General features: G+C 43.3%; 11 protein-coding genes, 1 riboswitch and 1 other annotated feature. Of the genes, 2 read left to right on the forward strand and 9 right to left on the reverse strand.

Features of this window, described 5'->3' with window-relative positions; translation table 11 throughout:
• The 7 genes from metC to Q7A53_RS13080 all read right to left on the reverse strand — a co-directional run bounded on the left by metC (position 1) and on the right by Q7A53_RS13080 (position 8,341).
• A complete protein-coding gene (gene metC / locus Q7A53_RS13050; protein ID WP_411789608.1) occupies positions 1 to 1,188 on the reverse strand; it encodes a cystathionine beta-lyase in 1,188 nt (395 codons plus the stop codon).
• Entirely contained in the window at positions 1,185 to 2,306 is a 1,122-nt protein-coding gene (locus Q7A53_RS13055; protein WP_411789609.1) for a methionine biosynthesis PLP-dependent protein, read from the reverse strand. The genes metC and Q7A53_RS13055 overlap by 4 nt, the downstream gene beginning before the upstream one ends.
• Before the next feature lie 90 nt (positions 2,307 to 2,396).
• Positions 2,397 to 2,507: riboswitch (SAM riboswitch) on the reverse strand.
• 1,004 nt (positions 2,508 to 3,511) lie between these two features.
• Positions 3,512 to 3,916, reverse strand: a complete 405-nt coding sequence (locus Q7A53_RS13060; RefSeq protein WP_411789610.1) for a flavoprotein — start codon at positions 3,914 to 3,916, stop codon at positions 3,512 to 3,514.
• Positions 3,917 to 3,988: 72 nt separating this feature from the next.
• The gene (gene glsA, locus Q7A53_RS13065) at positions 3,989 to 4,957 is read right to left on the reverse strand and encodes a glutaminase A (protein WP_411789611.1); all 969 of its coding nucleotides are present in this window, start codon (positions 4,955 to 4,957) and stop codon (positions 3,989 to 3,991) included.
• A 174-nt stretch (positions 4,958 to 5,131) separates the two neighbouring features.
• Entirely contained in the window at positions 5,132 to 6,157 is a 1,026-nt protein-coding gene (locus Q7A53_RS13070) for a cytochrome d ubiquinol oxidase subunit II (RefSeq protein ID WP_411789612.1), read from the reverse strand.
• A gap of 15 nt (positions 6,158 to 6,172) precedes the next feature.
• Entirely contained in the window at positions 6,173 to 7,495 is a 1,323-nt protein-coding gene (locus tag Q7A53_RS13075; protein WP_411789613.1) for a cytochrome ubiquinol oxidase subunit I, read from the reverse strand.
• A 75-nt stretch (positions 7,496 to 7,570) separates the two neighbouring features.
• The gene (locus Q7A53_RS13080) at positions 7,571 to 8,341 is read right to left on the reverse strand and encodes a class I SAM-dependent methyltransferase (RefSeq protein ID WP_411789614.1); all 771 of its coding nucleotides are present in this window, start codon (positions 8,339 to 8,341) and stop codon (positions 7,571 to 7,573) included.
• 169 nt (positions 8,342 to 8,510) lie between these two features.
• Positions 8,511 to 8,741, forward strand: a binding site (T-box leader).
• 53 nt (positions 8,742 to 8,794) lie between these two features.
• Between Q7A53_RS13080 and ileS the strand changes: the two genes are divergently transcribed.
• Positions 8,795 to 11,884 (forward strand): isoleucine--tRNA ligase, encoded by a 3,090-nt coding sequence (gene ileS / locus Q7A53_RS13085; protein WP_411789782.1) that lies wholly within the window; start codon positions 8,795 to 8,797, stop codon positions 11,882 to 11,884.
• A 714-nt stretch (positions 11,885 to 12,598) separates the two neighbouring features.
• Here ileS and Q7A53_RS13090 read toward each other — a convergent pair.
• Both Q7A53_RS13090 and Q7A53_RS13095 read right to left on the reverse strand, forming a co-directional pair.
• Entirely contained in the window at positions 12,599 to 13,216 is a 618-nt protein-coding gene (locus Q7A53_RS13090; protein WP_411789615.1) for a TetR/AcrR family transcriptional regulator, read from the reverse strand.
• 88 nt (positions 13,217 to 13,304) lie between these two features.
• Positions 13,305 to 14,624 (reverse strand): TrkH family potassium uptake protein, encoded by a 1,320-nt coding sequence (locus Q7A53_RS13095; protein WP_411789616.1) that lies wholly within the window; start codon positions 14,622 to 14,624, stop codon positions 13,305 to 13,307.
• Between the two features lie 188 nt (positions 14,625 to 14,812).
• Between Q7A53_RS13095 and mscL the strand changes: the two genes are divergently transcribed.
• The gene (gene mscL / locus Q7A53_RS13100; RefSeq protein WP_411789617.1) at positions 14,813 to 15,307 is read left to right on the forward strand and encodes a large conductance mechanosensitive channel protein MscL; all 495 of its coding nucleotides are present in this window, start codon (positions 14,813 to 14,815) and stop codon (positions 15,305 to 15,307) included.
• The last annotated feature ends 102 nt before the right edge of the window (positions 15,308 to 15,409 follow it).

Below are 15,409 nucleotides of genomic sequence, written 5' to 3' on the forward strand. Positions count from 1 at the left end.
TTACACACTCACCCTTCTTACCAAAGAATCTGCTTCCACATGAGCAAGTGACTGTTCAAAGTCTTGAATAAGATCTTCAGGCTTCTCTAGTCCGACCGATAAACGCAAGAGACCATCTGTAATTCCTCGTTTCAGCCGTTCATGCTTCGGCATAGAAGCGTGAGACATTCTAGCGGGATAGGAGAGGATCGATTCCACTGCGCCTAGACTTACAGCGAAGACGGGTATTTCCAGATGCTTGGAGAATTCTCTAACCGCAGCTTCGTCCTTCAATCTTAAGGAAAGAACGGCACCTGCCCCTTGTGCTTGATAAGAATGAGTGGAATGACCGGGGTGAGAGGTGAACCCTGGGTAATAGACTTGCTCCACTTTCGGATGCTGTTGTAAATAGGCAGCAATTTTTTGGGCAGATTCAGAAGATTGCTTTAGTCTGCAATCAAGTGTCTTTAATCCTCTTAACACGAGCCAGGAATCGTGCGCTCCCAGTATGGAACCGAAAGCATTTTGTAGAAAAGACAACTGTTCAGCTAGAGCAGGGTGGTTTACAACTGCAAGACCTGCGACCACATCACTATGGCCGGCAATAAACTTCGTGGCACTATGAAGCACGACATCTGCCCCCAGTTCAAGTGGCCGCTGAAGGGCGGGGGTCATAAATGTATTATCTACAAAGGTCAAACAGCCATTGGCTTTCGCCAGTTTAGCTACAGCCCTAATATCGGTAATATTTAATAAAGGGTTGGACGGGGTTTCAATATAGACCACCTTTGTATTCGGCCGAATAGCGGTTGCTACTTCATGAAGATCGGTCATGTTTACAAATGTGTGATCGATTCCAAACCTGTGAAGTACGTCGTGGATCATACGGAAAGTACCTCCATACACATCTTCAGAAATGACGACATGATCATTCTGCGACAGCAGCATAAACGAGGTAGAGATTGCCGCCATTCCAGAAGCAAATGCGAAGCCATGGCTGCCGCCTTCAAGACTTGCAATGGTTTCTTCCAAAGCTTCTCTTGTTGGGTTACCTGAGCGGCTGTAGTCGTATTTTCCCGGCTGGTCAAAGTTTTTCTGGTGAAACGTAGAGGCTTGTTGGATCGGCACACTCACCGCTCCTGTCTCAGGGTCAAACTTATGCTTGCTGTGAAGCAGACGTGTTTGAAAGGAATGCTGTGTGTTTGTCATTTTATCAATTCCTCCTTTACTAAAATAGCCAAAGCGTGGTCGAGATCTTCAAGCAGGTCATCGATATGTTCAATGCCGACGGAAAAGCGGAGGAGCCGGTTGCAAACGCCGTAGCTTGTTCGTTTTTCTTCCGGAATATCCGCATGAGTCTGAGTGGCTGGGTACGTAATAAAGCTTTCTACACCGCCCAAACTCTCCGCAAAAGTAATCGTCTGCAAGTTTCTTAAAAATGGATCGATGCAATGCTCCGAAGTTAACCGAAAAGAAACCATTCCTCCTCGTCCTGGATACAGCACATTAGCTACGGCGGGATGTTTTTCTAAAAATTGCACGACTGATTTTGCATTTGCTTCGTGCTGGCGCATTCTTAATGCCAATGTCTTCATGCCCCGCATGAGCAGCCAAGAATCGAAAGGGGACAATACAGCGCCGGCAGTATTTTGATAGATTCCAAGTTTCTCGCAAACTTCAGGTTTTTTAGCGACTAGTAACCCTGCCAGTACATCATTATGTCCTCCGAGATACTTGGTGGCACTGTGAATGACGATGTCGGCGCCTTCTTTTAAAGGCTGCTGCAGATAAGGCGTGTACAGGGTGTTATCCACGATTAACAACAGATTATGCTTCTTTGTGACCTCGGAAATTTTGGGAATGTCTGCGACGTGCATTAATGGATTGGTCGGTGTTTCCACATAAATAGCTTTTGTCTGCTCCGTAATTTTCGCTTCAAGATTGGATAAATCTTGACTATCTGAATAATGGAAGGTGACTCCGGAGTGCTCGCTTACGTGTTCAAATAATCGATATGTCCCTCCGTATAGATCTTCCGAAACGAGAATTTCATCCCCCTGGTTAAATAACGAGATCACGGTTTGGATGGCGGCCATCCCTGAACTGAAAGCGAACCCAGCCTCTCCTTCTTCAATTTCTGCAATGGTCCGTTCTAAGATAGCTCGGGTAGGATTGCCCGTTCTAGAGTAATCGAACCCTGTAGATTCTCCAATCCCTTTATGCTGGTAAGGGGTGGAGAAGTAGACAGGGGCACTGATGGCACCTGTGGGATCTCCGTTGTTTTTTCCGGTATGAACAAATTTCGTTTCGTTATGAGGGGTAGACATTTTTCATTCTCCTTTTCAAGCACAAATTGTAATTTAAAAAACAAAAAAAGCCTTCTTATAAGAAGAAGACTTTAGAATGAATGATCCTTCTTCTTATCTTCCAAGTTGATGAATCAACTTGCTGGAGTTAGCACCTTTCTGGTCAAACCAGTGGTTGCTGAGGCTTCGTCGGGCCAGTCCCTCTGCCTCTCTTGATAAGAGAAAACGCTATTTAATTTTTCCGTAGTAAAAAATCCTTCTCACTAATCTACACTACTTCGAATGATTTTACAACAGAAAAAAGTGAATTATTTGAATTTTTTAATTAAATGTCATTCCATAAAGGCTTTCTATTCTTGTAGACTTAGTTTCGAGACGATAGTGAGTGTTTAGGGACTGCGGGAAAAGGTTCGCTTTCCGTGGGGCAGGCGCTGAGCCTCCTCGAGCAAAGCTCTTTATGGTGCGAAAATACTGATTTAGAACCCTGCGGGAGGTTGGTAATGAAGAAGCATTTTATTTGTAATAAGTGGCGTTCATCCAGCTATGGTTGTGAGGGAATGAGCAACGGTTTCCCGCACTATCTAATATGGATGAACAAACTTCGCTACGAAAGAAAATATCTTACAGAATTGATGTTACTTATGAATCAAGGGGGGGATTTCTATATTAGGCTATTTAGAATTCCCTGGTTTTTGTTTAGCAGGTACTTTTTATATTTCCGTTCTCTCCATAATCATAAAGAGGTCGGGGAAATGGGGAGACTCCTATGGGAGGATAGGGCAGGGTGAGATCCCACAGGGCAATGCCCGAGGAAGCTCACCGCCCGCCCATGGAAAGTGAACAAATGTGGAATCGCCCCGATAGACACGACACGCATAAGCAGAAACATCAAAAGGGATGTGATCTTTCATTCCGTTGATGTTCCTGCTTATGACGCGAGTGTCTGGGCGATGCAGCTGGCCGAGTCATTTCCCCGACCTTGAACCTGTATTCTTCGTAACGGAAACCGCAAGTCTTTAGTCTGAAGATTCACTTTCTTTGACGCAACAAATGTCTCGAAATCAAAATCTTCCCTACTTCTGCCCTTTATTGAAAGATTTATATCGAAATTATATCCTGAAATAAATAGATATCCCCCAGCATCAGCCTGACTTATACTTATGGTTATTGGAACAAGCAGGAACTTGAATGAACTACAGAAGGTGACATAGTCTGTCACAAAACGGTTAAGCAGGATTTTGGACGCCTGATTCTATGTAGGATCGAACTAATTTCCACTCTCCATTTAGATATTTAAAGGTGTCAAAAAATAAATTTGAAGTAGGGAGCTTTTCACCTTCTACAATAATGGAGACCCAGAAAGCTGCCTGCCATTCATCTTCTTTTAATTGTGTAATGGAATGGTCCGTATAAATCCATTCCATATCCATACCAGAGAAGTGATCAAACGCCTGCTTCCAGCCTTCAATGGATTGGTTAGAAACATAATCGACCACTTCATCTCCACGGATTTCTCGTGCAGCAAAATCCTTTGAGATGGTCTGCTTGAGAAAATTTAAATTCTGCTTGCCTGCCTGGTTCTTGAATTGGTCAAAGAATTGATGAAAAGAATCCCTTAAGTAATCAGTCATAAGCCGAACCTCCTTTAAAGGATAATTCGTTAAAAAGACTCGAAATCCTTTCCCTTCCACTTAAACGATCATTTAACGATCCTCTGGGGTTCTGCCATAAAAATGGCCTGTTCCAAACATGTTCAGTTCTAAGTCCTGAGAGATTTTCCTAAGCAAGGCCCCGCCTGCGGTGCTGTTTCCTTTTTCGTCAATCGCAGGACCGACGATACCGATGCCCATTATCCCGGGGACAACACCTATGATACTGCCCGAAACCCCGCTTTTACATGGGAAACCAACTTCAACGGCGTACCTCCCGGAAGAGTTATACATACCGGATGTCATCATAATAGCTTTTACAGTCCGAAGATGGTGGGGCGGAATTAGTTTTTCGTCATTGTCAGGGGCTCGTCCTCCTCGAGATAAAAAGGTGCCGACTTTAGCAAAATCCTCACAGCACATCATGACAGAGTTAATTCGGAAGTAAAGGTCAAGGGCTTCTTCCACATCACTGACGAGGCTTCCTGTGCTATGCATAAAGTAAGCAAGCGCACGGTTTCTAGATCCGTTTGCTATTTCCGCTTCATACACTTTTTCATCTAAATCCAGGTCGTAATTATTCGTAATCCTTCGGAGAAATTTCAGGTAGCGATCGAACCTGTTTTTATTATCGTGACCCTTAATTAACGCTGACACAGCTATGGCTCCTGCGTTGATCATAGGGTTGAAAGGTTTGCTTGTATCATAAGATTCCAACTGACTGATTGAATTAAAGAAGTCTCCCATAGGCTCCATTCCCACTGCCTGAAAGACCCGGTCTTTTCCGAAATCATGGAGAGCAAGCATCAATGAAATAATTTTAGATGTGCTTTGCATTGGAACATATTGTTTGGAATCGCCGCCAGAATAACAGGTTTGATCGTTCGTAATAATGGAGATGCCAAGCAGGTCCTGTTTCGTACCGTCAAAATCAGGGAGTGATTTGTTCACGGTTCCTTTTGAAGCATACGGTCTGCTGTCTTCAATGGCATCTTCTAAGTACTCATGGCTGAGGGATTTCATAGGCAATCTCCTTCTTTCTTATATAGATAGTTCTATGTACCCGGTAGAAGCAAAGGGATAAACGTTTCAGGAACACGGACTATGCAGCTTTTTCGAGCATTGGTATAGGGCTGAATGAAGAAGTAAACCCGAACCACAAGAAATCAATGGTTCGGGCTGCTTCTCAACTCTTGATCATTCTTGCTTTAAATAACGCCGGTCTTTTAAGAATAGCTTCCAAAATAGAATAAACCCGGGAATAAGAATAGCAAACCCAATTCCGTAAACAATTAATAACTGATAAAAGATGGTTGGATTCGTAAAGCCGTCCGCTATAGTTAACTGAGGGAATACTAAGTAAGGCAGATGGGCAGATCCATAGGCATAAATGGCTGCTGCATATTGCAGCATGATAAGGATGACCGCCGGCCTTGGAGAGCCGCGAAAGTTTTTGTATTTTCTTACAAATAAGAATCCGTATCCAACGAGAAAGAAGAAGGTGGAAACAATAAACCAATCAGGATCCGCCTTAATATTATCCACGATCCAGGAAGCTTCCTCTGGCATCGTTCCTATCGTAAGCGCAGCGATAATAATCGATATCGGGCCAAGCCAGATGGCATGGTTTCGGTAGGTTTGGAAAGCGGACCAATCGTCCGCTTCTTTGGCATAGTCCATTAGAAATACCGAAGAGATGAAGAGCTCTGTCGTTAATCCGAAAGCAATATGCATGTAAAGTGTGGGATCTTGAAACAATTTCCCGTAAAGAAGCTGTGGATAGCCGTTTTCTAATTCTACAAATCCCCCCAAGGTAATGGGCAGAATACTGACGAGTAAAGCAGGAATTAAGAGTCCGGTAAAACCGGAAGTAATCCTCAGAACAGTTCTAAATTTTTGAACGTGATGAGCAAACACCATAAAGGTGGTTCGGATGGTAAGTAGTATGAGTCCGAGGCCGACGGGGAGGAGAAGTAAACTTCCGAGCATTGTTGTGGCAAACGGAAAAAAGTTCACGAGTGCCACGACAAATATGACAAAAAACACGTTGGTTATTTCCCACGTAGGGGATAAAAAACGATTGGCAATGATGGAAGCATTTGTTTTCTTATTCCCGCCATAAATCATTCCCCAAAACCCTGCCCCAAAGTCGAGTGAACCTAAAATAGAGTAAACAAAGAGGAAACTCCATAATATAGTGATGGCTAACGTTGATGCGTGCATAAATGGTCATCTCCTCTATGAAGTAAGCTCATTTTCGACGGGGTGTCTCTTAAAGTAGAATCTTAGAACAAAGGCGGTCACAAACAATAGAGTTAAATAAAGGGACAGGAATAAAATAAACAGCGTGCCAACACTAGCCGATTTCGTAGCAGCAGCATCCGTTCTGAGCACATCGTTAATCGTCCATGGCTGCCGGCCGATACAGCTGAAGCACCAGCCTGTTTCGATTGCGATAATGGCAAGCGGACCTCCGACAACAAGAAGCGCAAGCAGCCAGCCGGGGAACTCCTTTTTCAAAAGGTGCTTCCAGCCGATGGCGAATAGGGATAAGACAATGAGCAGGGATCCGACCCCGACCATAATATTAAACAAAATATGAATATACAGCGGTGGCCAAAGTTCTTCCGGATATTCATTCAAGCCCTTTACTTCTGTATCAAATCGATTACCTGCTAGGAAGCTTAAGGCGTAGGGAATTTCGACTGCATATTTTACCTCTTTATCTTCGAGAGACGTGTAGCCTCCAATTGATAACGGCGCATAACGTGTCGTTTCAAATAGCCCCTCTGCTGCAGCCAGTTTGCGAGGCAGATATTCGTGAAGCATTTGTGCTGTTTCATGTCCATTAAGAGCGGTTGTCAGCGACATAGCGGCTCCAAAGTAGAGAGAAATCATCAGCGCTTTCCGGTGATAGGAACGTTCTCTGGTTGATAAATTTCGTTTAAGTAAACGAAGCGCTGCGATCGAGCCAATTAGAAAAGCAACGGTCATATAAGCAGAAAGCGTTACATGAAGTGCCGTAATTCCGAAGCTGGGATTAAAGAATGCCGCCCACGGATCTATGTTGGTTACTTCACCTCCAGGGGTGATATCAAATCCTGCCGGGGTATTCATCCAAGCGTGCACATCTGTAATCATGATCGCTGAAGTAGTTGCCCCGATTGCTACGAAGAATATGCTCAAGATTCGTAAAGCAGGAGGCAGCCGATCAGCAGCGTATAAGTAGATGGACATAAACACAGCTTCAATTAAGAAGGCGAAGATCTCCATTTGGAAGGGCAGAGAAATGACCTGCCCCACGATCTCCATAAAGCTTGGAAATAATAACGCTATTAGCACACCGACAATGGTACCAGAAGCTATGGCTACTGCGAGTAAAACCGCAAATCCTTTCGTCCAGCGTGTGGCTAATAATGCGTAATCTTTATCTTTCGTTATCCAGTGCAGGGCTTCCGCAATAATAATCATAACGGGAACTCCGACACCGATTGTTGCGTAAATAATATGAAATCCTAAAGATGTGCCGAAGAGAGACCGGGCCATGACTACGGTATCCAAATTGCTTCCACCTCGTTTGTAAATTCATCTATACCTAGCTTATTTTTCCAATACTAGGTATTTTTATACGAGGTTTTAAACTTTTTCCAGAAGAATCATCCATTCATCAATCGCAAACGATTCCATGTAACCGTTTGTTTGCTTGATAGAGAAGTACCGCTTAGCATCTTCGGTTGCTTGAAGGAAATACTGCTCCACTTCTTGTTGTATGGTCTTATCGTCCATTGTTCTCGCTACCCAATCCGGGAAAGTCATTGGTTTCTGCCGTATGCTTTCTTTGATGCTGGTCATTTGATTCTCCATTAAGATTTCTTTCCATTCGGAGACCTTCAAGGCACGACAATGACTCGGATCACGTTTCTTTTCGAACGTGTTATAAAAGAAGTCTAATTCGTCATCTTCAGGAGCCGTATTATCAATGAGCAGGAATTTCCCTTGCGGCTTAAGAACTCTTGATACTTCCTCAACAAACTTTTCTGGCTCAGGAAAATGATGGGGAGCAATTCTGCAAGTAACAGCGTCGAAGATTTCGTTTAGAAAAGGAAGGTTCTCGGCATCCGCAATCACATAGTAAACATTCTTCAAATGAGATAGATGGTGAGCGGTATTTTCGAGCATGTCTTTCGTAATATCACTGGCAAATACAGTAGAAACTGAAGGACTGAGCTGTTTTGCTACATGCCCGCCTCCGGTGGCAATATCTAATACCACCCAGTTGGTTTGCGGCTTCAAACTTTTGGTGATCTGATCCAGATCCGCACGATTGCTGTGAGTTTTACTCGAAACGTACGCTTCCTTATTTTTCGAAAAGATATCCTGAACTTTCTTCTTAATATCCTCTGACATCGAAACGCCTTCTTTCATAGTATAGGATTACTTTTATTGTAAGTCGTCGATACTGGTAAAGATACTATTGCTTTTGAATCAACGTTGATAAGTTCAGGTAATCAGTTCTATACTTCTGGATACTTTGACAGAATGCCCATTTCGGTGTACGATTATGGCAAAATCATTCGTTTTTTCGATGACGAGAAGAGTAAGCTGTTCGTGTGTTCCAAAGAGAGTCGCTGTCTTGCTGAAAGGCGATGTTCATCGTATAGCTGAAGATCATCTCTGAGAAGTTTCGCTGAAAGTACTGAGTAGGTGAAACCGGGTCGCGGCCGTTATCCGTTTGTTTCCAAGTGCCGTAAAGAGTCAATCATTACGGAATATGGGTGGTACCGCGGAAGTTACATCCGTCCCTATTTGTGTTTAGGGGCGGATTTTTTAATGCCAAAATATACAGCAAGAGGTGGAATTATGCGTAAAGTCAATACGAAAGAAGCAGCATTGGAGCGCGAAAATCGCGTAAAGGATTTCTGGAATGAGAATCAAGTCTTTAAGCGGTCTATGGACGAGAGAGAAGGGCAAGAAACTTTTGTCTTTTATGAAGGTCCTCCTACAGCCAATGGTCTGCCACATGCAGGGCATGTGCTTGGCCGAGTGATTAAAGACTTTGTTGCCCGTTATAAAACGATGAATGGCTACCAGGTCCTGCGAAAAGCAGGATGGGACACACATGGTCTTCCAGTTGAGCTTGAGGTAGAGAAGCAGCTGGGAATTTCCGGTAAGCAGGATATTGAAGCCTATGGTGTAGAGAAGTTTATTGAAAAATGTAAGGAAAGTGTCTTTGAATATGAAAAGCAATGGCGTGAATTTACGGAATCCATTGGGTACTGGCTGGATATGGATGATCCTTACGTCACTTTGCAGAATAATTATATTGAGAGCGTCTGGTACATTCTTAGTGACCTTCATAAACGGGATCTATTAAGTAAAGGCCATCGGGTTACTCCTTACTGTCCGAGCTGTCAAACGACTTTAAGCTCCCATGAAGTAGCGCAAGGATATGAAGATGTAAAAGATTTATCAGCAACGGCAAAATTCAAAGTGGAAGGTACAGAAAACGAATTTTTCTTAGGATGGACCACGACTCCCTGGACGCTTCCTGCCAATGTAACGCTTGCCGTACACCCGGATTTGACCTATGTAAAAGCGAAGCAGGGAGAAGAAGTCTATATTGTGGCGGAAGCTCTTGCTGATAAAGTGCTAGGAGAAGAATATGAAGTCGTTTCGAAGCACAAAGGAAGCGAACTAACGGGTCTTACCTATCAAGCTCCATTTCCATTCGTTAAGCCGGAACGCGGTCATTTTGTCGTTGAAGCGGATTTCGTAAATGCTGAGAGCGGTACAGGTGTCGTTCACATTGCGCCAGCTTACGGGGAAGATGACTACAATTTAGTCAAGCAGCATCAATTATCCTTTTTTAACGTAGTGGATGGTCAAGGCCGTTACACAGAAGAAATTACTCCTTTTGCAGGTAAATTTGTAAAAGACTGCGATGTAGATATTGTTAAGTATTTAGCTGCTGAAGGTTTGCTGTTCCATAAAGAAAAGTATGAGCACAGTTATCCGCATTGCTGGCGCTGTGATTCTCCATTGCTTTATTATGCAATCGAAAGCTGGTTTATCAAGACGACGGCTCTTAAAGACCAATTCTTGAAGAACAATCAGGAGGTCGAATGGTACCCATCTCATATCAAGGATGGCCGGTTCGGTAATTTCCTTGAGAACATGGTCGACTGGAATATCGGCCGGAATCGCTTCTGGGGGACGCCGCTTAACATTTGGATTTGTGATGACTGTAACCATCAATACGCACCTAATAGTCAAGCAGATCTTCAAGAGAAAGCGAATGGGGAAATTGGAGATGTAGAACTTCACAAGCCTTATGTAGACCGGGTACAGTTGAACTGTGATCACTGTGGAGGAACGATGAATCGTGTTCCTGAAGTCATTGACGTATGGTTTGACAGCGGATCAATGCCATTTGCACAGCAGCACTATCCATTTGAGAACCAGGAACAGTTTGATAAGCAATTCCCGGCAGACGTCATTTGTGAAGGCGTTGACCAAACGAGAGGCTGGTTCTACAGCCTGCTTGCCGTATCCACGTTATTTACTGGAAAAGTACCTTATAAACGGGTTCTTTCTACAGGTCATATTCTTGATGAACAGGGGCGCAAGATGTCGAAGAGTAAAGGGAATGCTTTACACCCGATGGACCTGGTTAATAAATTCGGCGCCGATGCTTTCCGCTGGGCCTTGCTTGCTGATAGTGCTCCATGGAACAACAAACGATTCTCTGAGCGAGTAGTGATTGAAGCCAAGTCCAAAGTCATTGATACACTCGTGAATACTCATGGGTTTTATACGCTTTATGCAAATATCGATCAGTATCAATTTGATGAAACAGATCAAGGGGATAAAACTCTGCTGGACCGATGGATTCTTTCCCGCTTGCACAGTGTCAGCGGCGTAGTGCAGGTGGCCCTGGATGATTATGATTTCACTAAAGCGGCAAAAGCACTGGAAAAATATCTGGACGAAGTGAGTAACTGGTATATCCGTCGTTCCCGTGACCGTTTCTGGGAAGAAGGAATGACAGAAACGAAGAAAGCTGCTTACCATACCCTGCATCAAGTGTTAACACAGTTAAGTCAGTTGTTGGCACCATTTGTTCCTTTTGTTGCAGAAGATATTTATCATAACTTGACTGGGGAAAGCGTTCATCTAGCCCATTTCCCTAAAGTAGATGCCTCTATGATGGATCTGCAGCTTGAAAAAGAAATGGATGCGGTTCTCCAAGTGGTTGAACTTGCCAGGGGAGTAAGAAATACAGAAGCTATAAAAACAAAGCAGCCATTGGCAGAGCTTGTCGTCATTCCTGTGAATCCTGACCAAGGAGCAGCACTGGAACAGTACAGTTCAATTATTGCGGACGAAATCAATGTGAAAGATGTAGTCGTTAAGCAGTCCTCAAATGATCTAGTCCGTTATGAGATTAAATTGAATTTCCGGGAAGCGGGTCCTAAGTTAGGCAAGAATGTTGGCGTCGTGAAAGGCTATTTGCAAAAGCTTTCTGATGAAGAAGCAGAAAAAATTGTGGAACAGGGGTACGCTGTAGTGCCGACCGATGAAGGAGACCTTGAAGTTCCCAATGATCTCTTAATTGTTGAGCGAGTAGCGGATGCCGGACTTTCAATGGGATCGAACCAAGATTTCCACGTCATTCTTGATACTACCATCTCCGAAGAACTCCGCCTCGAGGGTCTAGCTCGAGAGGTGATCCGAGTGATCCAGGATGGCCGTAAACAAAAGAATCTGCCAATTGATCGTCGTGTGAATATTGCTCTTCATGGAGATGATGAAGTAGTAAGAGCGATTAAGCAAAATGAACAATTGATACGTGATAATGTCCTTGTGGATGAACTACAGCTTGGCGAAACTGAAGGTATGGAAGAATATGAAGTAGGTGCGAATCAACTGAAGCTCGCACTGGGTGAGTAATCCTTCGTTCAAGTCTTTCTGAATAAATAAAAGTACCCGTCTTATTCATTGTTGAATGAGACGGGTACTTTTTTATGGCTTAAATAAAGAACCTTTTTTTAGTTATCCGTGGTTTCCAAGCTGATTATATGCTCAGGATATTCATGTCTATAGATGTATAGACCAGTATTCTGAAAGACTTGATTTCTAGCTTGTTGGGTCCGTTACTAACAATGAGAGGAGGGTGGCGAAGGAAATAACTCGCTTTCCTGTGGGGGAGCCGGCAAGCCTCCTCGTTCGTATTCACTCTCTGTGGGGTCTCGCCTGTCACCTTCTCCCACGGGAGTCTCGTCATTTCCTTCGCCACCCATCACATGAAGAATGAACGGACCAATATAGTAACAGAAACCGATTCTAACTCCAATATAATCCTGATATTAAACTTGGGAGCCACTTTTGGCTGGTATAAGAAACACTTATTTATGTCAATCACCTTTTAATATTTCCGTTCTCTCAATAATAATAAAGAGGCGGGGAAATGGGGAGACTCCTATGGGAGGATAGGGCAGGTGAGATCCCGCAGGCTTTGCCGAGGAAGCTCACCGTTCGCCCGTGGAAAGCGAGTCATTTCCCCGACCTCGACTCTCCGTTAACCGTAACGGAAATCTTCAAATTATCTTGAGACTGAGTTTTCCGACAACGGGGGTTCACGGAATATTACTAACAGCAATCCCATTAATAGGATCTGAATATGAAATGCAGCTTATTTTGCACTCCATTCATAAAATCGTCAAATATAAGCTCATCCTGATAGATAAACACAAGAAATTCGAACGCAAGACTGCTATAAATAATCTCCCCAGCTTGATTGGAGTCAAACTCTTGAGGCAGGACATGCTTATCCTTCAGCTGATTCATAAACTGGATTAAGTCATCCACGAACATAAAATCCAAACCGATAAATTTCTTCATAATCTCCGGCTTAGACTTGAAGGCAGAAAGGGACACACCTATCATATCCTTCATCATTTTCTTAGTGAAAACTTTATACCGTTTAATCCGCTGCTCAATGTATTGATATACAAGGTCGGAAGCTGCAAATTGCAGATCCGCTTCTGTGAGACTCGTTTCTAAATCATCAAGTTCTTCCACAAAGTCTTCTGAGAATACTTCCACCAGCAGATCTGCTTTTGTTTTGAAGTAATTGAACAGGGTTCCCACGCCAATATCGGCTTGTTTAGCGATTTCACCTGTTGTGGTTTCTTCATAGCCCTGTTCAAAAAAAAGCCGTTTAGCAACTGATACAATGGCATCCCTTGTTTCTTGTTTCTTTTCCTTTCGGCGGTTCAACAAAACCATCAGCTCCCTAAAAAAACATGAGTACGCTCATTATTGAGTGTACTCATATTTTTATACAAGTAAGTGTGAATGTCAACTGGCCTTATCCTGTTAGAATATCTTCGCTTGGATACTTAATAATATCCGGCGTCTGCTTGGCAAAGGCGAATGCGAAGGTAAGGGGACCGAGCTTTCCGATCAGCATGGTAATAATAATAATAAACTTACCGAAAATCGTTAAGCTTCCTGTGAGTCCCATGGAGAGACCAACCGTGCCGAATGCTGATATCGTTTCAAATAATACATCTAGAAAAGGGGCGTTCTGCGAAAGCTCCAGCAGAAATACGGCACAAAGAATAACAAAAACACTTCCCATGGTTAACGCCAAGGCACGAATAATCAGCCCATAGTCCAATCTGCGCCGATAAACGACCGCATTATCTCGATTTTTGAAGAAGGCGATGGTAGCTAACACAATCGCTAAAGCAGTGGTTAATTTAATTCCACCAGCCGTTGATCCGCTTCCTCCGCCAATAAACATGAGAATCAGCATAAAGAACAAGGAGGCATCATCCATCTGCCCGATATCTATCGAGTTAAAGCCTGCCGTTCTTGGGGTTACCGCTTGAAAATAGGCAGCCTGCATTTTTCCAGTTATGGTGAAATCCGCGATGGTGTTCGGATTGTTGTATTCCAGAATAAAAATGACGAAGAAGCTAATGACATTAATGACCAGGGTGCCAATGATCATGATTTTCGTATGCAGCATAAGGTCTTTGAATTCTTTGCTTTTCCACATATCAAATACAACGGTAAAGCCGATGCCCCCGATAATAAAAAGTAGACTGATTACAATATTGATAACAGGGTCTGTGGCATAGCCCGATAAACTATCGGACCAGATCGAGAATCCCGCATTATTAAAGGCAGAGACGGCATGAAAGATACTAGCATAAAGTCCTTTGGCATAGCCCATTTCAGGAACCCAGCGAACGGAAAGGAAAATGGCGGCAACCGCTTCTACAGACAGGGAGAAAATAAGTAATTTCTTTACCAGACGGATGACTCCTCCCACCGATGTCTGGTTGAGAGCCTGCTGCACTAATAATCGTTCCTTAATGCCAATTCGCCGGCCGAGCACCATATAAATCAGCACAGCAAAGGTCATAATTCCAAGACCTCCAAGCTGAATAAGCCCCATAATAATGGTTTGCCCGAATAATGTGAACGCAGATCCTGTATCAACCACAGCTAAACCCGTTACGGTCATCGCTGACGTTGCAGTAAATAGCGCATTAAGAAAGGAAATCGAATGTACCGTGGAAATGGGCAGCTTTAATAAGAGCGTACCTGCGATAATTAAAGTTAAAAAGGTAACGATTAGAAATTGAGGCGGATTTAAATTCACTACTTTGCTATTCATTCATTCATCACCAGCTAATCTTAGAGTGATCTTATTATAATCCTTTCTCTCCAAAGTTTAAATAAGAATTCCAGGCAAAGGGGACTGATTGTAAAATCTATGACCATAAATGAAATTAGATCACCCGCATCTATACTCATAGCTCGTCCGAATTCTTCATACAATGAAATCAGGAAGGTGTTGATTTCATGGGTTTATTACACGAATTCCGCCAGTTTACGGTAAGGGGAAATGCTTTGGAAATAGGGATAGGGATGGTTTTAGGGGCAGCTTTCAGCGGCTTTATTGATTCCTTAGTGACCGATTTGCTGCTGCCTCCCATCGGGTTATTTTTCTCAAAGATGAACATTGATAACTTGTTTATAAGCTTGAATGGCCAAACCTTTCCTTCCCTGTCTGCAGCAAAAGAGGCAGGAGCAGCAACGATCAACTATGGGTTATTCTTTACAGCTTCGGTCAGATTTATAATCGTTTTGTTTGCTGTATTTCTAGTTGTCCGCCAGCTTAACCGCTGGAAGAAACCTCATCAGCATCCACTAGATTCGATGACAAAGAAAGAATGTCCGTATTGCTGTATGCCTATTCCATCACAAGCGATCCTTTGTCCCAATTGCTCTTCTGAATTAACAACAGATCACGAAGACAGATGGAGGCGTAAAGCTCCGAAGTGGAAGATGAAGTAGGAAAATCAGGAAATCAAATAGCCACAGATAAAATGGGAAACGGAACTTATTACAAAGATTCGCGTCCTCATTTTTATCTCAATTAAGAACCCCCGAACCAAG

It is taken from the genome of Halobacillus rhizosphaerae (genome assembly GCF_046719735.1).
Taxonomy (GTDB): Bacteria; Bacillota; Bacilli; order Bacillales; family Halobacillaceae; genus Halobacillus_B; species Halobacillus_B rhizosphaerae.